The organism is Haoranjiania flava (assembly GCF_025631005.1).
GTDB lineage: Bacteria > Bacteroidota > Bacteroidia > Chitinophagales > Chitinophagaceae > Haoranjiania > Haoranjiania flava.
This window is the reverse complement of the sequence record NZ_JAOTPL010000003.1, coordinates 40,919-63,176: the sequence shown is the minus strand read 5'-3', so window position 1 is coordinate 63,176 and position 22,258 is coordinate 40,919. Positions and strand designations below refer to the sequence as shown.

Sequence of the window (22,258 nt, the reverse complement as noted above, 5' to 3'; positions counted from 1 at the left end):
TCATTATTCTTTACTACGCTGCAAAACAACCAAAAAGGTTTAACCTGCAACACTTTTGAAGCACGCTTAGGCTATGATTCGCCGGCATGGCAGAGCAGGAAACCATAAGCGCTTACTCCATCTCATCGGAGAGAGCGGTCGCGGCGAGTGGCGGCTTATCAAATATTCTTCAAAGCTGTTTTAATAAGCTCTTCCACCCTGGGATTGTTTAAAGTTTCTTCAGCTTTCTTCACGGCGTTCTCAGCCATCAGCCGGTTGATACCCAGCGCTATCAACGCGGTTACTGCATCTGCGCCTACGTTGCTGAAGCTCACGGATGCTACATCACTTACGCCTGCAACATTTTCATTGTGTTGCTTAGCCAGCTTATCTTTGAGCTCCACGATCAGCCGCTCGGCCGTTTTTTTACCGATGCCTTTGATGGTTTCAAGCTGCTTTACGTTTTGCTGCACAATGGCTTTTACAATCTCTTCCGGCTTCATGCCGGACAACATCATGCGCGCGGTAGAAGCGCCCACTCCCGATACATTGATCAGTTGCAGGAATAATTCCTTTTCCTGCAAGGAAAAGAATCCATAGAGTGTCTGCGCGTTTTCCGTAATCTGCAGATGCGTGTACAGAAGCCCGCTGTCAAGCTCTGCAATGGCTGAATACGTGTGCAGGCTGATGTTTACGTCGTAGCCCAGATCATTCACATCAACTATCACATTGGCCGGCGTTTTATTCACAAATTTCCCCTTCACAAAAGCAATCATAACCGTATATTTTTAGCGCTTAAAATTAGAATATTGTTTTAAATGTAATGCAAACTTTGGTAAATAGTTGCTATTTTTGCACCCGTCATTTTTATTTTACAAAAATAAGGAAATCATTATGGGCAATATAACTGCTGCTATCACTGCTGTTGGCGCTTACGTACCGGAGAGAATACTTTCCAACAAAGACCTGGAAAAAATGGTGGATACCACCGACGAATGGATTCTTACACGCACCGGCATCAGTGAACGGCGCATACTGGAAGAAGGCAAAGGCAGCAGCGATATGGGGGCCAAAGCAGTGGAAGACCTGCTGAAAAGAAGGGGCATTGCTGCTGATGAAGTTGAGTGTGTGATCTGCGCCACAGTGACGCCAGATATGATGTTTCCTGCCACCGCAAATATCATTGCAGACAAGGCAGGCATTAAGAATGCTTTCGGCTTCGACCTGGAAGCCGCCTGTAGCGGATTTCTTTATGCACTGGCTACCGGCGCTGCCTTTATTGAATCGGGCAAATACAAAAAAGTAATAGTGGTGGGCTGCGACAAAATGAGCGCCATTACCGACTATACAGACCGTGCTAACTGCATTTTGTTTGGCGACGCTGCTGCTGCGGTATTGCTTGAGCCGAATACCGAAGGACTGGGCATTGTAGATTCTATCTTAAAAAGCGATGGCTCCGGAAGAGATTACCTGCACATGAAAGCCGGTGGATCTTTAAAGCCGCCGACGCATGAAACTGTTGATGCCAAAGAACATTATATTTACCAGGAAGGAAAAACCGTATTTAAGTTTGCCGTGGTCTCCATGGCAGATGTGAGCTACGAGATCATGCAGAAAAACAACCTTTCCTCGGAAGACGTGGCATGGCTGGTGCCTCACCAGGCCAACCTGAGGATCATAGATGCTACCCGTGAAAGAATGGGACTGCCCAAAGAGAAAGTTATGGTAAACATTGACCGCTATGGCAACACTACCGCTGCAACCATTCCGCTTTGCCTATACGAATGGCAGGATAAACTTAAAAAAGGCGACAACATAATCCTGGCTGCATTCGGCGGCGGATTTACCTGGGGCTCGGTCTATGTGAAGTGGGCAATTTAAAATAATTTATCAGCCGATACCTGAAGCTTCCGTAGTATTTCTATGGAAGCTTTTGATTTATAATATTTATTAACCAATTATTTATTGACATTCAGGCTAAAATGGCATAAATTTGGTTAAATATATTTGATAACCGGGTGAAAACATTTAAGTAGTGCTTTTTACCTTTTAAAATTTGTAATCATGTCAAACAAGAAATTTGTAAGCGGTTTGGCGCTTGGCATCCTTGCCGGTTCTATGATTTCATTATTTCTCAGAAGCAGGAAAGGACAGGAGCTTGTGGAAGAAGTTGAATCATACATCAACAAGGCTTTTGAAGAAGTAAAATTTGGAATAGACAACATAGATATAACACTCGAAAGGCTTTTTCACAGGAGAAGAAATCTTTTAGGCGAACTGGATCCTGAAAAAGACTTTACCGATTACGACGAAATATTCTCTTAATGGCTTAAAACTAAAACAATGTCAGACGAAAAAAACCCGAACTTTTTTGCAGCCTATGCTGATGATATAAAATCCCAGGTAGAGGACCGGCTTTTGCTTTACCGGCTACAGGCTGTAAAGATTACCTCTAACCTGTTGTCGAATATTTTAATGTTTTCGCTGGTAGCGCTATTCGGTTTTTTTGTGCTGGTTTTTTTAAGTGTTATGCTGGCCTTTTACCTCAGCGAGGTGCTCGATAGTTACTATTGGGGATTCGGCTGCGTGGCAGGTCTGTACATTCTGCTGCTCGTTATCTGCATCGTGTTTAAGAAGTCCTTGTTCGGCAAATTCATAATGGGAAATATTGCCAATATTATTTTTGATAAAACTGAAAAAAAAGATCCTGATGATGGAAAGTAAAATACAAAAAAACGCGGATGGTTCATGGGATCTGTCTGAAATAAATAATGTGGCAGATCTTGACAATGAAATTGCTTTTCTCAAGAACAAGGTGAATACCGGCTTCCAGAGAATAAAATCCAATACGACCCAGATACCCAGGCAGGCCGTGAGGACTACGGTGGGCAAGGCCTTCCCTTTTCTGAACAAAAACGAAGAGGTGGCTGCCGGCACAGCGGGTGTTGCTACATCACTGCTGGGAGGCCTGGTTGGCATTATCCTCAACAAAGAAAAAGGCGCTACACCCAAAGCAAGGCTTGCTAATACCGCAAAAGGAATCGGCATCACTGCTGCCATACAGGGAGGCATGTTCCTTTTTAACGTGATCAATAAATGGAGCCAGCGAAGAAAGGCAAGAAAGGAAATGCATGAGCTGAAAGTAAAGACAGAAGTACTGAAATTACTCAAAGAAGACCTAGAGCAAAAAAAGAAGTCTAAATAAGTGAAAATCTGCTTTTTACATACGCTCTCTCAATATTTATAAATACCTTTGCCTACAAGGTATTTTTTGTTTGTCCTAAAAAAATTCTAGTTGCAAAGAGGTCTCAAGATATTTCTGAAAACTATCGGTTGGATTTTATTATCTGCCCTGATACTGATAGCCATTGCCTTTTTTGCCATTCAGGTGCCCGGTGTACAAAATTTCGCCAAAAATAAAGCAGTAAATTATTTAAAGAAAAAAACAGGCACCGAACTTTCCATCGGTTCTTTCCGGTTCAAACTTTTCAACAGCGTGGAACTCAACGAAGTGTATGTGGAAGACTTGCATAAAGATACACTGTTGTATGCCAAAAAGCTTGAGGTGCACCTTAACATGCTTGACCTGCTGAAAAATGATGCCAATGTAAAGTCGCTTGAACTTACCAATGCCTATGTAAACATGAACCGCACGGCGCCGGATACTGTTTTTAATTTTCAATTTATTATTGATGCCTTTGCTCCTGCCGATAAGGTGCAGAAAGATTCTACGGTTGCAGACTTTGTTGCCAACATAAAAGCGCTGGATCTTAACAATACCCGCCTGCAATACAGGGATGATGTTGCCGGTTCTGAATTTGCCTTTAAGAGCGCCAACCTCTCAACCGAACTGGAAAAATTTGACCTGAGAACACTTACCACCATCTTCGGCGACCTGAACCTGGAAGATGCACATGCCAAAATCCGACTATACAACCCTACTGTTTTTCTCAAGTCGGCCAATATTCTTGCTACGGGTACCAAAGAAACAAAAACCACCGGCCTGCCGCTTGGCGTGGGAGATATAAACTTTAAAAAGATCTCCGTAAACTTTGTAGATGAAGTGGCCAGCACAGACCTGGATTTCAGCCTGCGTACTTTGGTAGCTAAGCCAAAAGAAGTTGAGCTTGATAAAATGCATTTTCATTTGAGCGATTTGATTCTTGACAGCTCTAAGATCATTATTGCGCGAGGCAAACCTGTACCCTCTACACGCAGGGAAGAGCCCACAGACGATACGGCAAAAGTAACGCAGTGGAAATTTTTATTTGACAAGGTGGATGTTTCCAACACAAACTTCAGCTTTGATGATAAGACAAAACGCAGAACCAATAATGGCATAGACTATGCTCACCTGAACATCAAAGATTTTAATTTATTTGCCAGCCAAGTAGACCTGGCGCCTGTGGACTTTAAAGGAGTGATAGATTCGCTTTCTCTTAAAGAACAGAGCGGTCTTGTGTTACGTAATGCGCATACAAGGTTTGCTCACAATGATAAATTTACATCTCTCGGTAATCTTTTATTGCAAACAAACAAATCCATTATCAGAGACTCTGTGCACCTGAGCTATAAATCATTGAATGACCTGGGGAAAAATCCCGGCAACGCTTACATCTATGCAAGGCTGCCAAACAACCGCATAGCCGTGAGCGACATTCTGCTCTTCGCTCCTCAACTGAGGCCGCAGCTGGGCAACTACTCTAATTCGATCATCAGGTTAAATTCTACCCTCAAAGGTTACCTGCGCAACCTGGATATTCCCACCCTGGAATTAAGTGGTATTGGCAATACAGAGATGAATATCTCCGGCGTAGTGCGCGGCCTGCCTGATTTTACAAATGCTTATTTCGATCTGAAAATTAATAAACTGGCAACTACCAGGAACGATATTTTAAACTTCCTGCCTAAAGGCGCTATTCCACCCAATACAGTACGCATTCCCAGCAACATCCGGGCAAACGGTTTTATCCGCGGCAATATGAGGGACTTTGCCACGCAGATGAACATCCTTACTACAAACGGTAATGCAAACATCACAGCCAACCTCAATGAAAACGGGCGCTACAGCGCAAGCATAAGAACCACCGGCCTTGATGTGGGGCACCTCTTCTACCAGGAAAAGAATGTAGGCCGGATCACCGCCAATATCCGCGCCAACGGCTATGGATTAAATACCAAAAAATTTAACCTGGGAAACCTGTATAGCAAATTCTCCGGCAATGTCAGCAGCGCATATGTGAAAGGTTACAACTACAACAACTTTACCATCAACGGTACACTCTCCAAAGGTATTGTACAATCCGTATCAGACATACGTGATGAGAACCTGGCATTCAACCTGGTATCAACCATTAACCTTAATTCCAAGTACCCTGCTGTGCAGGCCGAGCTGGTGCTTGATACACTGAATGCCAAACAACTCGGTTTTATAAAAACGGTGTTGAATGCTAAAATGAAAATGAAAGCTTCATTTACCAACACCAACCCCGACTACCTCAACGGGACTATGACCATCACAGACATGTTCTACAGAACGGATTCTACTTCCGGCTATGCAGACAGCCTCGTGATCACAGCCATCAACCAGGGAGAATACAACCAGCTTTATGCATCGCTGGACAGCAGCGTGCGCATAAACCTGCGCGGCAATTACAAGCTTACGCAACTGCCCTCAGCATTGCAAGCTACCATTAATAAATATTACCGCCTGCCCGATTACCGCCCAAGCCCATTCTCCCCGCAGCAGCTTGAGCTGGACGGCATTATAATTCCCGACGCTACGCTGACAACAGCCATTCCCGCAATAGCAGGTTCTGATACGCTTACCTTCAGCGGCTCCTATGCATCTGCAAAAGATTTTATACAGTTCAATGCGCGTAGCAATAAAATTGTTTTTAATGAAAACAATCTTGCCAATCTTGCTATAAACTTAAACACCGAAAACGACAGCATAAAGCTGGCCGCTAACGTTGACAACATCTCTACCGGCAATCTTAAGTTAAACAAAACCGGCATTACCGGCAGCCTTGCCAACAACAACCTGGTGTTTAATGCTGCCACCAATGATGCGGAACAAAAACCCTGGTATGCAGTAGGCGGAACTGTAACTACAGATGGCAATGCCTATAAGCTTAGCCTGAATCCTGACGGGCTTATGCTGAACTACGATCAGTGGAATATATCGCCGGATAACTACCTGCGCTATAGCAAAACAGAAGGCGTACATGCACACAATTTTACCATGAGTTCCGGTGAACAATCGCTGTCGCTTAACAGTGCAAACTTAGGTGTGAATGCGCCGCTGAATGCTACTTTCAAAAACTTTCATATAAGCACTATCACCCAGCTTGCGAACCAGAATTCCCTGCCGCTGGAAGGTACTATCAACGGCACGGCCCAGGTAAGAGACCTGATGAAACAACCCTTGTTTGTTTCTGACCTGCGCATAGATAATCTGGCATATAATAAAGACACTATCGGCAACCTGGCCATTAATGTAGATAACAACAAGGCTTCCAATATTTACTCGGCAAATATTGTACTCACCGGCAAAGGCAATGACGCCTCTATCACCGGCGACTATTATGCTGCCACGCAAAGCCTTGATATGCTTGTGGACTTGAGAAGGCTAAATCTTGAAAGCCTGAAGTCATTCGGCGGTGAGCACATCTCCGACATGGGCGGCTTTGCTACTGCCAGGCTGAAAGTAGATGGAACAGTCACAAAGCCGGAAGTAAACGGGAACATCCATTTCGACAGTGCCTATGTTGTTCCGTTTATGACGGGCGAAAGGCTTACCTTAAAGAACCAGACCATCAATGCTACGCCGCAGGGCTTCCGTTTTAATAAGTTCACACTGACAGACACACGCAACAGCGATCTTACCATTAACGGCTATGTAGCAACGAGTAACTACAAGGAATTTAATTTTGACCTGGATATCAATGCTGATGATTTCCTGGCTGTGAATGCAGAGGCTGCTGCCAAAAGATTATTCTTCGGCCAGCTGAATATAGATGCTTCCATGAAGTTAATGGGCAATATTGAATCGCCGTACCTCAGGGGAAATGTACGTGTAAATGAGAATACTGATTTCAGCATGGTGCTGCCCGGCCGTGATCCGGAGATCGAAGACAGGGAAGGCGTGGTTGTTTTTGTAAAAAAAGAAGACCAGCTCTCCTACCTTCAGGATCTGATTGCGAAAGATTCTGCAACCAACGCTACCGCGCTCAAAGGCCTGGACCTGTTTCTGAACGTAGAGACCGACACCGCCGCACAACTCTCACTGGTAATAGATGAAAGAACCGGCGATGCACTCACGCTCAAAGGTTTGGCAAGTATAGACTTCGGTATAGACCGCAGCGGTAAGATGAGCATGACGGGCAACTATGTGCTTACCCATGGCTACTACAATTTATCCTTTGCCTTTATCAGAAAGAAATTTGAAATTTTACCCGGCAGCTCCATTGTATGGACGGGCGATCCTTTAACAGCTAATATTGATATTGATGCTTCACTGCCTGTGCAGGCTGCCGCTATTGACCTGATCGCTGCCGAGTCCGGCGGAAATGTAGATGCAAAATATAACCAGTTATTGCCGTTTGAAGTTATGCTTGACCTTAACGGCGAATTAATGAAGCCAGCAATAAAGTTTGATATTGTATTGCCCGAAGAGACTTCTGCGCAATGGCCGCTGGTAGAAACCAAACTACAGGAAATAAGAGCCAATTCTTCCGAGATGAACAAACAGGTTTTTGCATTGATGCTGCTCGGCAGGTTCGTTGGCCCTAATCCGTTGCAAAGCGCCGGCGAGGCTATGAACATCGGCGCCATGGCCAAGCAGTCGGTAAGTAAACTGCTCACCCAGGAACTCAACAAGCTGGCCGACGGCCTGATCAAAGAAGTTGACCTGAACTTTGGTATCAATACCGGGCGCGACTACAGCACAGGCAAAGCTATTGACAGGACAGACCTTACCGTAGGCATTTCCAAGCGCCTGCTCAACGACAGGCTCACCATTAATGTAGGCAGCAGCTTTGCACTCGGCGGCACGGCGGGCAACCAGGCGGCCACCAACATTGCAGGCGATGTATCTGTAGAATATAAACTTACTGATGATGGCAAATACCTCATCAGGGCATACAGGAAAAATATTTATGAGGGTGTGATAGAAGGCCAGGTAGTACGTTCGGGCGTTGCCTTTGCGCTTACGCTTGACTACGATCAATTCAGGGAAATATTTGAAAGGCCGGAGAATGCTAAATTCTACAGGAAGAAAAGAAAAGCTCAGCAGAAAGAATTAAGAAATAAAAAGACAGAAGCAGAATACCTGCTCAACGAAGAGAAGAAAGAAAAAATGATGGAGTAAAAATAAACCCATGAACAAATTATTCAACATACTTGTTTTACTTTCAGTAATTGCTTCACTCACCACTTCGTGCAGCGTTACCAAAAGCCTGAAACCGGGGCAGAAACTTTATATCGGCTCAGATGTTGATTTAAAAAGATATGACAGCTCAAAGATTGTGAACAAAGAGCTGCAGGAAGAGCTCAAAAGCCTTATCCGGCCGCGGCCCAATTCGCGCGTACTGGGCGTGCCATACAAGCTGATGATATACAACGCCATCGGAGAACCTAAAAAGAAAGACGGCTTCTGGGCAAGGATGCGCAATAAATACGGCGAAGCGCCGGTGGTGATCTCGGATGCTGCACTGGAAAAAAACCGGCAGATACTTGGCAACAGGCTGGAAAACAGGGGATATTTTAAGAATACCGTGCTGCTGGATTCTGTAGTAAAGGATAAAAAGCTCAAAGCTAAATACACAGCGCTCCTGGGTGAACAATATACATTCAGGGAATATAATTTTGAAACTGACTCATCGCAGATAGGCAATGATATTGAAGATGTAGCCAAACGCATGCCAGAGCGCAGGAAAGGCAATGCCTACAGCCTGGAAACAATTACCCGCGACCGCGAGCGAATAGATGACAGGCTGAAGCAGAGGGGATACTATTATTTCAATCCCGATTATTTACTGGCTTTCGTAGACTCAACGGTAGGCAACCACCAGGTAGATGTTGATGTGAAAATAAAACCATCCACACCGGAAAAAGCTTTGCAGCAATACAGGATCCGGGACATCTATGTGTTTACCAATTATGATATAAAAACAGATACCACTTATTACATTGATGCTGCACGCCTCAACAGTATGAACAATACTGATACAGCACAGCATTTGCATATCATTGATCCTGACAGGAATTTCAGGACCGTAGTATTTGACAGGACACTGGGCTTTAAACCGGGCGACCTGTACAACAGAAGCGCACATAGCCTTGCACTGAACAGGCTCACCAACCTCGGCACTTTTAAATTTGTACGGGCCAACTTCCAGGAGGTGGATACGGTTTCCACAGGCGGCAACTGGCTGAATACCTTTTATTTCCTTACTCCTGCACAAAAAAAATCTATCCGTTTTGAAGTTTCGGGTTTTGTAAAATCAAACAACTCAAACGGCGCCGAGCTTTCGGTAAACTGGCGGCACAGGAATCTTTTGAAAGGTGCTGAAAAATTTACGGCAAGAGCTTACGGTAGCGTGGAGCAGCAGGTAATGAAAGGTATAAAAAACATCGGCACCCGCAAGATCGGTGGAGAAATGTCGCTGGAGATCCCGAGGCTGCTCGGCCGCTTCAGTTGGGATACATCCAATGCATTCCTGCCCAAGACACTCATCAGCGCAGGCTATGAGCGTTTTATAAGAACCGACCAGTATAGTTTAAATTCTTTCAACGCCAATTATGCCTACATCTGGAAGCCAACGGTGAACAAGGAACACAAGCTGGATGTGGTGAATTTTGTGTACGTGCGTCCGAGCAATATAGACAGCAATTTTCAGAAAAGACTGGATACCAGCGTGATACTGAGACGCAGCCTGGAGCAACAATTTATACTGGGTTCCATACACAACTTTACCTACAATACCCAGGCATTGCCCAACCGCAGAAGACACAATTTTTACCTGAATACCAACCTGGATGTGGCCGGCAATATTTTAGGATTAGCCACAGGCGCCAACATCCGAGAGGACAAAGAAAAACATATTTTCAAAACACCTTTCTCGCAATACATCCGCGGTGAAGTAGATTTCAGGCACTACCTTCGTTTTTCAAACACGCTTAACCTTGCAAGCCGCGCCATTGTAGGTGCAGGCTATGCGTACGGCAACAGCTATACCTTACCCTTTGTAAAAAGCTTTTTTGCAGGCGGGCCTAACGATATCCGTGCATTCATGATACGCTCACTTGGTCCCGGATCTTACTACGCAGGCAATCCCAGGCTGAACAGAATTTACGTAGGAGACCAGCCCGGTGAAATGAAGATAGAATTCAACACAGAGATCAGGAAAAAATTTGCCAATATATTTGAGTTCGCATTTTTTATAGATGCAGGAAATACCTGGTTGCTGCGCGAAGATAGCACCAGGCCGGGCGGAAAAATATCATCCAACTTCCTGAAAGAATTTGCTATCGGCGCAGGCCCGGGCATCAGGTTAGACCTCAGCATTCTTTTACTACGGCTCGATGTGGGTATCCCTGTAAGAGGCCCAGTGCACGGCGAAAACCGGTTCGACTGGCATTTTAAAAGAATGGAGTGGGAATGGCTGAAGAACAACTGGGTATGGAATATTTCCATCGGCTACCCGTTTTAAGGCTGTTTCCTCCTCAGGCTTATTCCAGGAACAATTCATCTGCATCTTCCAGCAGGCGCATGTCTACTGTATCTGAGCCCGCAATACCTTCTATTGATCCGCGGATGTGGGTAGCATTGAGCAGTACTTTTTCTAATTGTTTTTCGCGTTGTTTCCAGATCCGTTCCATGGCATCGCGCTCTTTCTGGATATTTATTTTCATGGCCATAAAGCCTTCGCGAATAGCTTTCCATTGCTGTACAAACTCATTGCCTGTAAGATAGTCGTAAAGCATCACCATCTTATCGCCCTTATTTTCTTGGCTTTTGCGTGCATCTGCCACTTTCAGTATGCCGCTGCGCAGCAATAAAACCACGCTGCGCACTTCTGCAAACGTGCAGATATACACACCATCGCGCTCGCCGAAACGCTCCATATCTTTGGGTAAGACCTGTGTAACTATCAAACCAATATCAGCATTCAGGCTGCGCATGTCGGCTTTCAGTTTCTCTACCCATTCATTGGCAAACGCCTTGGTGCGCTTGCTTTCAAAAATAATTTTACCCGCTTCCTGGCCAAATTGGTTGCGCACAACCAGCACACAGTCTGCGCCTACAACTCCTTTGCCAATTTCTTCCACTCGGTCAAAGGGGAATGTGGTGCGTAATATTTCTTCCAGCTCCAGCTCCTGCACTTCGCCCTGTAATTGCATGCTGCCCTGCTCGGCCTTACGTTTCATTTCTTCAGCCAGTTTTTTCTGGTCTTCCAGCTGTTTTTTTAGTTCTTTTATCTGCAGATTGTGCTGCTCGTCTTTCAGCGCGTTTTTTTCCAGTTCTTCTTTTTGCAACTGTTCTTTCAGCAGCTCGCGCTCCTGCAGCAACTGACGCTGTACCAAGAGTTCCAGTTCTGCTTCTTTTATTTTTAAAGCTTTTTCTTTATGCAAAAAATCCAGCTCTTTCTTGCGCGATTCTTTCAGCTTTTCTTCCTGTTCTCTGGCTGTGACTTCCAGCATTTTTATTTTATGCTCATAGTCGGCAAAGAACTCTTTACGCAGTTCTTCACGCTGTTTTTCCTGTTGTTTAGTAAGCTCCTCTTTCAACATTTTTTCAAAAGATTCCTGCTGTTTTTCAGCCTGCTTTTTCAATGCCTCTTCCATGTCGCGGTATGCTTTTTCCTTTTGCTTAAACTCTTCTTCTTTTCTTTGTTTAAACTTCATCATTTCCTCGCGGTAAGTTTGCTTTTCTTTTTCCAGCAGGTCCTTCACTTCATCTTTGAGTGCATCTTCCAGGGGAAATTCAAAAGCGCAGGTTGGACATTTTATTTTTTTAGGCATAACTTTTCTTTGCTGCAAATTAAATCAATTTTTGCTAAATAAATTAGCGAGCCGCACGGGGTGCGGTATTTTATTTTTCTTTATAAAATTTGAATGGTTGGTTGTATTTTTTTGTTAATAACCTTTTACCGTATGCTAATGTGGCTATATTGCATATGCTTATTAAAGAAAAACTATAAAAAATTTCCCGGAGAGAAGCTTACCAAAAAGCTTATTCTGCTATATGTTTCAATTAAATGCTTGTTTATGAATCGTAAGGCATACTGCATATACAGGTATGATTATTTGGCGCTTCCCGATAACTACGGGAGTCATTAAAAACATAAATAACACATAAAATCATCATACAGTATTAAGTATCTATACCAGCCGACATATGCGTATTCAATCTAAAAGATCTGTGAGAACTGGAAAAATAAATAATATACACACATGAAATAACCATAAAGATTAGGAATCTATACCAACCGAGGATGATAATAAAGATTAAGGTTTTGGTTATTCCATGTGACAAACAGAAAAAATTAAATATTAACACATGAAATAGCCATAAGCAAAGTTGCATACCAACCGCGGATGAATAAAGGTTATTCCATGTGACCATTAAAAACAGCCGCAAAGCGGCGCACTAAAATAATACACATGAAATAGCCATAAAGATCAAGAATCTATACCACCGCGAATGAATATGGAATCTAAAAAATGGCTATTCTATGTGACAACTGAAAAACAAATAACTATACACACATGAAATAGCCATAAGCAAGGTTGCATACCAACCGCGAATGAATGAAGGCTATTCCATGTGACCATTAAAAACAGCCGCAAAGCGGCGAACTAAAAAATATACACATGAAAAAAACTTTACAGGCAGAAAATAGCATTGACACCTGGTTTAAGCAGTACTACGATGAGCTGTATGCATTCGCTGTAAAGCAGACCAATTGTACATCTCAGGCTAAAGACCTGGTGCAGGAAACTTTCATAGCTGCCATTCAATCATTAGATTCCTTTAAAAATCTCAGCGCTCCGAAAACATGGCTGTATTCTATTTTAAAAAGAAAAATAATTGACAGTTACAGGGCCGGGAATAAGTATATACTTCAGGAAAATGTGGAAGATGATATTGATACCCAAGAGGCACACCTCTTAGACAACCATGATTTCCTGCGCTGTCTGAAGCGGGCGCTGGCCTCGCTGCCAAGGCAATGGCGAAGAATTGTGGTAGCTAAGCACTATCATGGTAAATCTCCAGAGCAAATATGCGAAGAATTTGACATATCTATGCAAAATTACTGGCAAATCATGCATCGCGCCAAATTGCAGCTTAAAAAACAGATCAGTAAGTTTTAGTTTCTTTTGCATTAAGTCTAATTTTTAAATAAAGCTTATAAACTTATCTCAAACTTTAAAAACAGCTGTCAGTATTACTTTCAGGGTGCGTCTAATTAAGGTAGACAGGCTGCTTTGCCTTATAGCAAAGTAGAAACAAATTTAAAACGCAGATGCTGCTGACAGATCAAAAGCATCTAAGTAAACAAAAAGGAAAAACGATGAAAAAGACATTTAAATTATTATTGGCAGGGTGCTTATTGACGGCCGGATTTGCCTTCGCGGGAGAAAATTACACAGATCATAACAACAACATGATGGTAACAGATACAATTATCCCTGTAGAAGAGGCTCCTGATACAACAGGCCTAATTCCCGACACAACAGTGACACCCATTGACACAACACAGGCTTTACCAGTAACAACAGAAGAAGTTGAAGAATAAATATTCTTCATTTCCTGTCGGAAACGGTTATTTACCTTAGTAAATAGCCGTTTTTTTTATTTGTAAATATTTATTTCCACCTCACCGTTTTCTGTGATAGCTGCCCTGTACATACCCGCGGTATTAAATGGCATAGCCATATTACCGTCTTTGTCTAAAGCAATCATACCTCCATCTCCGCCCATAGCTCCGATCTCGTCTATCACTTCCCGGGCTGCAGCCTGTACACGCTTGTCTTGGTATTGCATTTTAGCTGCCACTGTACGTGCAGCAGTTGAGCGTATAAAAAACTCTCCCCAGCCCGTGCAGGAAATACCTACCTGTTCATTGGCATACGTGCCTGCGCCGATTATCGGGCTATCGCCGATTCTGCCGTACCTTTTGTTGGTCATGCCGCCGGTGGAAGTACCTGCTGTAATATTGCCGTGTTTGTCTATGGCAACGGCGCCCACAGTGCCAAACTTATTGTCTGCCGGTGGTTGCAGTTGCTGATGGGTTATTTTCTTTTCGCGCTCTGCTTTTAGCACACGCTGTAAAGCATTCCAGGTTTTTTCTGTACGAAAATAATCCGGCTTCACAATTTGCAACCCTTTTGCTGCTGCAAATTTTTCAGCGCCTGTACCGCTCAGCATCACATGGTCTGATCGCTGCATAACTGCTATGGCTGCTTTGATAGGATTTTTTATAGTATGTACGCCGGCCACTGCTCCGGCTGTCTTGTCTTTACCGTACATTACAGAAGCATCCAATTCATTTTTACCATCATGTGTAAACACGGCGCCTTTACCCGCATTGAACAAAGGGCTGTCTTCTAAGATTACTATAGCTGCGGAAACCGCATCAACACTGGTTTTGCCGGCTTGCAACTGAGCGTAACCCGCAAGGATTGCTTCTTGTAATTTATCTGTATATAATTTTTCAACCTGCGGCGACATTTTTTCTTTAAGAATAGTACCTGCGCCACCGTGAATCACCATCACGTATTTTTTCTGTGCAAAAATATGTACGGTAAGCAGCAGCCCTGCAAACAAGAGTATAGCATTTTTAAGCAGGCAACGACGAGGGAAAAAAGTGCGGTAAAAGTTCATAGTAATTTTTTATGAAGTTACTAAACAGGTGCTGTTGATAAATGAATCGGGAAAGAAAGTGCGGAGGAGGAGACTCGAACTCCCATGTCCTGAGGACACTACATCCTGAATGTAGCGCGTCTACCATTTCGCCACCTCCGCATAAAAAATTGTATAAGAGCATAAAAGCAGGGTGCGGAGGAGGAGATTCGAACTCCCACACCCTTTCGGGCGCTACCACCTCAAAGTAGTGCGTCTACCAGTTTCGCCACCTCCGCTACTTTTATGGAAAGGCAAATTTACGCTATTGATTTTATTTTAAAAAACAAAATAAATAAATTGTATATTTGGTCAGATATATCAACCTATATAACTGTAAAACAACCTATTAAACCTGATGGAGAAACTGTCTGCGCCGGCTCGTCTTTTCGATATTGTAGATATACAGCTACAAAAATTTCCGAAAGATGATATGCTTTGCCTTAAGGAAAAAAATAAATGGCGGTACTACAGCACCCGTGAGGTGAAGGAAACTGCGGCAAAATTAAGCGCGGGCTTATCGCAATCGGATATCGGCTTTAAAGACAATACGCCCGAAGGTGTTGATAAAGTTGTAGTCATCAGCAACAACAGGCCGGAATGGATCATACTAGACCTGGCCGTGCAGCAAATAGGCGCAGTTATCGTGCCCGTTTACCCTACAACAAATCCTACAGAGCTGAATTTTATCCTGCAGGAGTCCGGGGCAAAACTGGTATTTATTGATGATGAAGAAATGCTGGACCGATTTGATACTGCCATTTCTGAAGTTACTACCGTGCAAAACGTATATACTTTCAGTAAAACGAGGGCCAAACACTGGACAGAATTACTGGTAGACCTGACTCCTGAAATTTCACAAAAGGTAGAAGAAACCAAGGCATCCATAACCTCCGAAAGAATTGCTACCATCATCTATACATCAGGCACCACGGGCCTTCCAAAGGGCGTGATGCTTTCGCACAGCAATATTATATCCAACCTGCTGATCGATAAACAAGATCTGCCGTTTCCGGATGCACCGGAATACAAAGCGCTAAGCTTTCTGCCACTCAACCATATTTTTGAGCGCGTAGCCAATTATTTTTACATGATCAGCGGTGTAAGTATTTACTATGTAACTGATATTTCCCGGATCGGCGATTACCTGAAAGAAGTAAAGCCCGACGTATTTACTACCGTACCTCGCTTGCTTGAAAAAGTATTCAACAAAATCATGGCCAGCGGCCACAACCTGAAAGGCATTAAGAAAAAAATATTCTTTTGGTCTATAGGCCTTGCCCAGAAATACGATAACGTGAAGAAGCCGGGAAAGCTCTACAAGTTGCAACTGCGCATTGCAGATAAGCTTGTCTATTCCAAATGGAGAAAGGCTTTGGGCAATAATTTAAAATTTATTATCGCCGGCGGCGCTGCATGCCAGGAGCGGCTTTTGCGTATATTCCACGCGGCAAAAATTCCTGTATATGAAGGCTACGGGCCTACAGAAAACAGCCCGGTAATTTCGGCAAACAGGAGAGTTGATAATGAAATGAGGTTTGGCACAGTGGGCGTGCCCTTCGGCGGTCAGAAAGTAAAGCTGGGTGAAGACGGAGAGATCTGTGTAAAAGGCCCGTGCGTAATGATGGGCTATTATAAAAATCCCGAACTTACTGCCGAGACGATCATAGACGGGTGGCTGCATACCGGCGACATTGGCATATGGGTAGAAGATAAATACTTAAAAATTACGGATCGTAAGAAAGAGATATTTAAAACCAGCGGCGGTAAATACGTGGCCCCGCAACCTATAGAAAACAAACTGAAAGAAAGCGCGCTGATAGAACAGGCCATAGTGGTAGGTGAAGGTGAAAAGTTTGTGGGGGCGCTGATTGTGCCTGCCTTTGAGAACCTTAAATCTTATATGCTGCACAAAGGGCTTACTTACACTACTAATGAAGATGCCATTAAAGATAAGGACATTATCAACGCTTATACCAAAATAATTACGAAAGCCAACAAAAACTTCAACAAGGTAGAGCAGATAAAAAAATACAAGCTGCTCACGGCGGAGTGGGGTGTGGATACGGGTGAATTGTCTCCCAAACTCAGCCTCAGGAGAAAAATTATTATGGATAAGTACAAAAAAGAAATTGAAGAGATCTACGCTAGTTAACCCGGGAGTTCAGATCCTTGTAGCGAAGGTTGCTGTAACCCATCAGGTCGGCTTTTACGCTGCCTACAGATAAAGCGCTCTCAATCCTCAGGGGCACACGGTTGCCGTCGTCGCTGAACCAGATAGTCATTTTTTCACCTCCTGAAAATGTATTGCCTTTTACCAGCAGGGGCTTTACCTTAATGGCCTTAAATTTCCCAAATTTGGTAGAAACAGTTTCTTTACCTGCATAGCGGATGTACAGGTTATGCACTTTCTCATCTATGACAATGGTGAAAGGGATCTTCTGGCCGGCGCTGTATTTTGCGTAATCGATATTGCGTGCATTGTAAACGGCAGCTACCACATCGAGCGTGCAGTCGGGCACTTTAATTGTTTTATTGGAAGAGGTTACTGTATTGGCTGTATTGTTGAATGTGTAATTTTCGTTGCTTGTATATTTCCCCTCCTGTACGCTTCTTACAAATTTCTGTGATTGCAGGTCAGTTGTGGTCATATAAGTTTCGTAGGAATCTCTTACCTTGAATATCCAGTCGTAACTTGAGAGTGTTCTGCCATACGCTTTTGCGTGGTATACAGGCTTTCCGTTGAGGGTAGTCTGGTTGGTAGTAAGTGTGAGTGTGCCGGCCTGTACATAAATGCCCAATGCGGAATAATACACTTTAATGGTCAGTGATTCTCCGTCAGAAAAAGCAGTATTTTTCATGCCGCAGAAATTAGCGGCTTCCAATAGGTCGGCAGCAGGAATGCTGTCTTTTTGGGCCACCTGTAATGCAGATAAAGCCGTAGCAGCAATTAAACAAAGTATAGCCAGGTTTCTTTTCATCCGTGTATCTTTTAATATTTTCATTTGTTTCCCGATAGTCATCGGGAGTTTCATTTTCTTGTATCTTTTGTTTCCGCAGCAACCCCGGAAAATACCTGTAAGAAATTATGAAACGCTTATTATCAGTAGTTGCTAAATGTCCTATCATTTTTGAACATTCTAATATATAATAGTTTAAATGCCATTTTTTTTAAATATCCTTACCGTAAGTACAAAGAGGCTGCCAATTATAGCAGGGATAATAAGATTTATCAGCCAGATAAAAACGGTGGTGCTTATAATGCCGATGGCATTTTTACTAAGCATCCCGAATATCCTCAGGCTGACTTCTCCCCGTACGCCAAGCTCTGCAATGGGAATCGTAGGCACAATAGCAATCAATAAAAACATCACGCAAATGCCGGCCACAGCATTCATTAACGGCATTTCTACTTTAAAGATCTCGAACATTAAGATATACTGTACTATAAAAACAGCATACCGTAACAGTGATAAAAATAATACTTTAAATAAAGTTTTATAATCAAATTCTGTTAAAGCTTGAATAAATACGCGGTGCCGCTTTACAAAAGGAATGTAAGAGAAAAGGCTTGTGACCCAGCCTATCTTGAAATAAAGAAAAAAGAAAAACAGCGTGGCCAGAATCAATACGTACATGAGCGCGCGAAACCAAAAATCAGACAAACCTGTAGACGCAATTACCAGTACATCATGATTGATAAAATACACCAGCGCTGCCAGCCCCGTGACCAAGGTAATGAGCAACTGCGACAAGCTGCCCATAATGCTTACCGCTATGGATTTTAGCCTGTTGCCCTGGTTGAGATAGAGCATCCTGCCAAGGTATTCGCCCATGCCGTTGGGAATAAACAAACCAAAGGACAGGCCAGACAGCACTGCTTTAAAGCCTGTATAAATGCTTACCTGTTGCACGGGCCGTATAAGCACCTGCCATTTCCTGGCTTCCAGCGTCCAGTTTACAATCATCAGCAATACCATGAGCAGCAGCAGAAGCCATTGGTCGGCAATGGAGTTTTTTATGATCTTCCAGGTTTCGGGTAAATTTTCCTGTTGCTTTATCTTATTGAAAATAGAGAAAGAAAGTATTACAAACAGTAGCGGCCCCACTACGTAGTTGATCCATATTTTGTATTGCTTCTTCAGGAAATTTTTTTGCAAAAATAGGTTGTTTATATGAATGAAACTGCTACCCGATTCATAAGCAATAATTTAAGGAGTATAAGATCCCGGGGAAAAATTAAAAACTACAACTTACATGTTTCTATTTTTGGAAACTTTTTGTACCTTTTTATTATTATTAACTGCTGTGAAATATTTTGAGATAAAATTTTTAAAAGAAGCCAGGTAGTTTTTAAAGTATCTTGACGCTAAAGTCAGGAGAAAAATATTTTACAACATTGATTTATCCGGCCGCGCACAATGATCCGAACTTATTTAAAAACTTAATGAACATATATGGGAACTTAGAACCAGATATGGAGGGGCGCAGATACAGGCTTCTGGCATTTTGGGACACATCTGAAAGGTGAGCAAAGCCCCTGCGAGGGAAACTGCAAGCAGCGCTACAATAGATACCATTCTCAAAGTATGTAAAGCTTTGAAAGCCGATATTAATTTTAATGTAAGAATTGAAAACGATTATATACAATAGGCATAGCGCTTTTTTAAGCGCTATCTCACACCCGGCAGGGATGGCAGCGGCATCCTTTGCGCAACGCAGTGGAGCAAAGATACAGCGTACAGCCCGCCCGCCGGCAACAAAATTTACATTTCAAACACACGACTTACTTTTTGCCTGTTGCTAAATTTTGTACCTTGCAGCCCTATGCGCAATTACCTGAAAGGACTGAATGAGAATCAATATCTGGCGGCCACACACATGAACGGGCCGCTTATGATTGTGGCCGGCGCCGGCAGCGGTAAAACCAAAGTACTTACCACCCGTATTGCTCACCTGATGGCCGAAGGCGTAGATGCATTCAACATCCTGGCGCTGACTTTTACCAATAAAGCCGCCGCCGAAATGAAGGAGCGTATAGAGCATATGCTGGGCAATAACGAGGCACGAAACCTGTACATCGGTACCTTTCACAGTGTGTTTGCGCGCATCCTGCGCGGCGAAGCCCACAGGCTGGGCTACCCCAACAGTTTTACCATCTACGATACAGACGATTCCAGAACGGTGATCAAACAGGTGCTGAAAGAAATGCAGCTCGACGATAAACATTACAAGCCCAATACCGTGCACTCCAGGATCTCGCAGGCCAAGAATGCGCTGGTAGGCCCACTGGAATATGCACAGGACTACTACATACAGCAGGAAGATATGCGCGCCAATAAACCGGCGCTGGCCAAGATCTATAAAGCCTACTGCGACCGCTGTTTTAAAAACGGCGCCATGGATTTTGACGACCTGCTGCTGAAAATGTATGAGCTGCTGAATACTTTCCCCGAAGTGCTCCACAAATACCAGAAAAAATTTAAATACATCCTGATAGACGAGTACCAGGATACCAACCCCGTACAGTACCAGATAACCAAGCTGCTGGCTGCCATGTACGAAAATATCTGCGTGGTGGGCGATGATGCACAAAGCATCTACAGCTTCCGCGGCGCTACCATTGAAAACATACTGCAGTTTCAGAAAGACTATGACGATGTGCAGGTAATAAAGCTGGAACAAAACTACCGAAGCACCCGCAACATCATCAGCGTGGCCAACTCAGTGATCCAGAAAAACATTGGCCAGATACCTAAACAGCTGTGGACAGAAAATAATGACGGTGAGAAAATAAAACTGGTACGCACACTCACCGACAACGACGAAGCCAAGTTTGTATCCAACACCATACAGGAAGAAAGGCTGCGCAACCACTTCAACAATAAAGATTTTGCCATCCTGTACCGCACCAATGCGCAAAGCCGTGCCTTTGAAGAAAACCTGCGCCGTATGGGCATACCCTACAGGATCTACGGCGGCCTGAGCTTCTACCAGCGCAAGGAAATAAAAGACTTTATTGCTTATCTGCGCGTAACGGTGAACCCGGCAGACGAGGTGGCGCTGGAGCGCATCATTAATTACCCTGTGCGCGGCATCGGGAAAACCACCATTGAAAAACTACAGACACAAGCCAGCAACAATAAAACCACCGTGTGGGAAATATTGCAGCGGGCAGGCGAGTTTGGCTTCCGTGCGGGCACGCTGGATGCCATTAATAATTTCGTGGTGATGATAAAATATTTTCAAAGCCTGCTGGAAGACAAATCTGCCTACGATGTGGCCATGCAGATAGGCAAGCATACCAACCTGGTAAAAGAACTGTTTTCCGATAAAACCCAGGAAGGGCTTCAGCGCTATGAAAACATACAGGAGTTGCTCAACTCCATAAAAGAATGGGTAGATACACAACAGGACCTGTCTCAGATAGACGAAGAGGGCACTGTGCTGGAAGAAGTAGATACAGAGATAGCTAAAAATGCCACTTCGCTTGCTGCCTACCTGCAACAAATCACGCTGCTGACAGATGCAGACGAAAAAGATAAGGACGGTACGGGAGATATGGTAAAATTAATGACGATCCACGCAGCCAAAGGCCTGGAGTTTCCGGTGGTGTTCGTAGGCGGTGTGGAAGAAAGTATTTTCCCCAGCGGCTTAAGCATCAATACCCGGGAAGAGCTGGAAGAAGAACGCAGGCTCTTTTACGTGGCTGTAACCCGCGCCAAGCAAAAGCTCTGGCTGTCTTACGCCAATACGCGCTACCGTTTCGGCAATATCATCAACAACGAGCCCAGCCGTTTTATCAGTGAAATGCCCGACGAGTTTATTGACCGTTCCTATGCCGGCGGCAACTCTTCTAACTTTGCCGGCAATGCATTTGAACGCATGAACCGCAGCGGCTTCGGCGGCTATAACAATGCCACCCAGGCAGAAAAAAGATACGGCCCGCCACCCAAAAAAAACGTATTGCCTACACAGGCGCCCAAAGCCAATAAAATTGTAGAACACAGGCCTTCAGCCGATTTTGTCCCCAGCGATACATCCACCTTACAGGAAGGTCACAAAGTAGAGCATGCTAAATTCGGTTTCGGTACAGTACAGAAAATGGAAGGCGCCGCGCATAACCGCATTGCCACAGTGATGTTTGAAAACAACGGCGAGAAAAAAATTATGCTGAACTATGCCAAGTTGAGGATTATTGGTTAGGGAGGCGTTGGACGAAGTGCGCAGATCATAGTGAGATTATTTGTGTAATTGTGTATTTGTGTATTAATCTGTTCTTCCGGAATTCGCTCTTCGGGATTTTTACAGCCATGTCTGGTGTTATTACCTGACACCTAAGTTAACTATTGACCTCCATGTTGTTTG

The 22,258-nt window shown here is 43.8% G+C and carries 15 protein-coding genes and 2 tRNA genes; 10 read left to right on the top strand and 7 right to left on the bottom strand.

Annotated elements, in window-relative coordinates:
- Positions 1-158: 158 nt before the first annotated feature.
- Positions 159-755, bottom strand: a complete 597-nt coding sequence (gene ruvA / locus OD355_RS03185) for a Holliday junction branch migration protein RuvA (protein ID WP_263037002.1) — start codon at positions 753-755, stop codon at positions 159-161.
- A 118-nt stretch (positions 756-873) separates the two neighbouring features.
- Between ruvA and OD355_RS03180 the strand changes: the two genes are divergently transcribed.
- The 6 genes from OD355_RS03180 (at position 874) to tamL (ending at position 10,694) form a co-directional block, all read left to right on the top strand.
- A complete protein-coding gene (locus OD355_RS03180) occupies positions 874-1,860 on the top strand; it encodes a beta-ketoacyl-ACP synthase III (protein ID WP_263037001.1) in 987 nt (328 codons plus the stop codon).
- A gap of 183 nt (positions 1,861-2,043) precedes the next feature.
- Positions 2,044-2,304 (top strand): hypothetical protein, encoded by a 261-nt coding sequence (locus OD355_RS03175; protein ID WP_263037000.1) that lies wholly within the window; start codon positions 2,044-2,046, stop codon positions 2,302-2,304.
- A gap of 18 nt (positions 2,305-2,322) precedes the next feature.
- Complete coding sequence (locus tag OD355_RS03170) at positions 2,323-2,703, top strand: phage holin family protein (RefSeq protein ID WP_263036999.1); 381 nt, start codon at positions 2,323-2,325, stop codon at positions 2,701-2,703.
- Positions 2,690-3,184, top strand: a complete 495-nt coding sequence (locus tag OD355_RS03165) for a hypothetical protein (protein ID WP_263036998.1) — start codon at positions 2,690-2,692, stop codon at positions 3,182-3,184. The genes OD355_RS03170 and OD355_RS03165 overlap by 14 nt, the downstream gene beginning before the upstream one ends.
- A 90-nt stretch (positions 3,185-3,274) precedes the next feature.
- Positions 3,275-8,350 (top strand): translocation/assembly module TamB domain-containing protein, encoded by a 5,076-nt coding sequence (locus OD355_RS03160; RefSeq protein WP_263036997.1) that lies wholly within the window; start codon positions 3,275-3,277, stop codon positions 8,348-8,350.
- 10 nt (positions 8,351-8,360) lie between these two features.
- The gene (tamL, locus tag OD355_RS03155; protein ID WP_263036996.1) at positions 8,361-10,694 is read left to right on the top strand and encodes a translocation and assembly module lipoprotein TamL; all 2,334 of its coding nucleotides are present in this window, start codon (positions 8,361-8,363) and stop codon (positions 10,692-10,694) included.
- Positions 10,695-10,713: 19 nt separating this feature from the next.
- Here tamL and OD355_RS03150 read toward each other — a convergent pair whose 3' ends face one another.
- On the bottom strand, positions 10,714-12,006 hold the full coding sequence (locus OD355_RS03150; RefSeq protein WP_263036995.1) for a DUF2130 domain-containing protein: 1,293 nt from the start codon (positions 12,004-12,006) through the stop codon (positions 10,714-10,716).
- An 852-nt stretch (positions 12,007-12,858) separates the two neighbouring features.
- Here OD355_RS03150 and OD355_RS03145 point away from each other — a divergent pair.
- Both OD355_RS03145 and OD355_RS03140 read left to right on the top strand, forming a co-directional pair.
- Positions 12,859-13,359: an RNA polymerase sigma factor gene (locus tag OD355_RS03145; protein WP_263036994.1), complete on the top strand. Its 501-nt coding sequence runs from the start codon at positions 12,859-12,861 to the stop codon at positions 13,357-13,359.
- A 152-nt stretch (positions 13,360-13,511) separates the two neighbouring features.
- Entirely contained in the window at positions 13,512-13,784 is a 273-nt protein-coding gene (locus OD355_RS03140) for a hypothetical protein (RefSeq protein ID WP_263036993.1), read from the top strand.
- A 56-nt stretch (positions 13,785-13,840) separates the two neighbouring features.
- Here the strand turns inward: OD355_RS03140 and OD355_RS03135 are convergent, their stop codons facing one another.
- The 3 genes from OD355_RS03135 to OD355_RS03125 all read right to left on the bottom strand — a co-directional run bounded on the left by OD355_RS03135 (position 13,841) and on the right by OD355_RS03125 (position 15,129).
- Entirely contained in the window at positions 13,841-14,872 is a 1,032-nt protein-coding gene (locus OD355_RS03135; RefSeq protein ID WP_263036992.1) for an isoaspartyl peptidase/L-asparaginase family protein, read from the bottom strand.
- Positions 14,873-14,931: 59 nt separating this feature from the next.
- Positions 14,932-15,013: transfer RNA gene (locus tag OD355_RS03130), tRNA-Leu, on the bottom strand.
- 32 nt (positions 15,014-15,045) lie between these two features.
- Positions 15,046-15,129: transfer RNA gene (locus OD355_RS03125), tRNA-Leu, on the bottom strand.
- 119 nt (positions 15,130-15,248) lie between these two features.
- Here OD355_RS03125 and OD355_RS03120 point away from each other — a divergent pair.
- Entirely contained in the window at positions 15,249-17,045 is a 1,797-nt protein-coding gene (locus OD355_RS03120; RefSeq protein ID WP_263036991.1) for an AMP-dependent synthetase/ligase, read from the top strand.
- Here OD355_RS03120 and OD355_RS03115 read toward each other — a convergent pair.
- The gene (locus tag OD355_RS03115) at positions 17,038-17,925 is read right to left on the bottom strand and encodes a DUF3108 domain-containing protein (RefSeq protein WP_263036990.1); all 888 of its coding nucleotides are present in this window, start codon (positions 17,923-17,925) and stop codon (positions 17,038-17,040) included. The two genes, OD355_RS03120 and OD355_RS03115, sit on opposite strands and share 8 nt — an antisense overlap.
- 120 nt (positions 17,926-18,045) lie before the next feature.
- Positions 18,046-19,050 carry a flippase-like domain-containing protein gene (locus OD355_RS03110; RefSeq protein ID WP_263036989.1) on the bottom strand — a complete coding sequence of 335 codons (1,005 nt, stop codon included), beginning with the start codon at positions 19,048-19,050 and terminating at the stop codon, positions 18,046-18,048.
- Positions 19,051-19,690: 640 nt separating this feature from the next.
- Here OD355_RS03110 and OD355_RS03105 point away from each other — a divergent pair.
- Positions 19,691-22,096 carry an ATP-dependent helicase gene (locus OD355_RS03105; protein ID WP_263036988.1) on the top strand — a complete coding sequence of 802 codons (2,406 nt, stop codon included), beginning with the start codon at positions 19,691-19,693 and terminating at the stop codon, positions 22,094-22,096.
- The last annotated feature ends 162 nt before the right edge of the window (positions 22,097-22,258 follow it).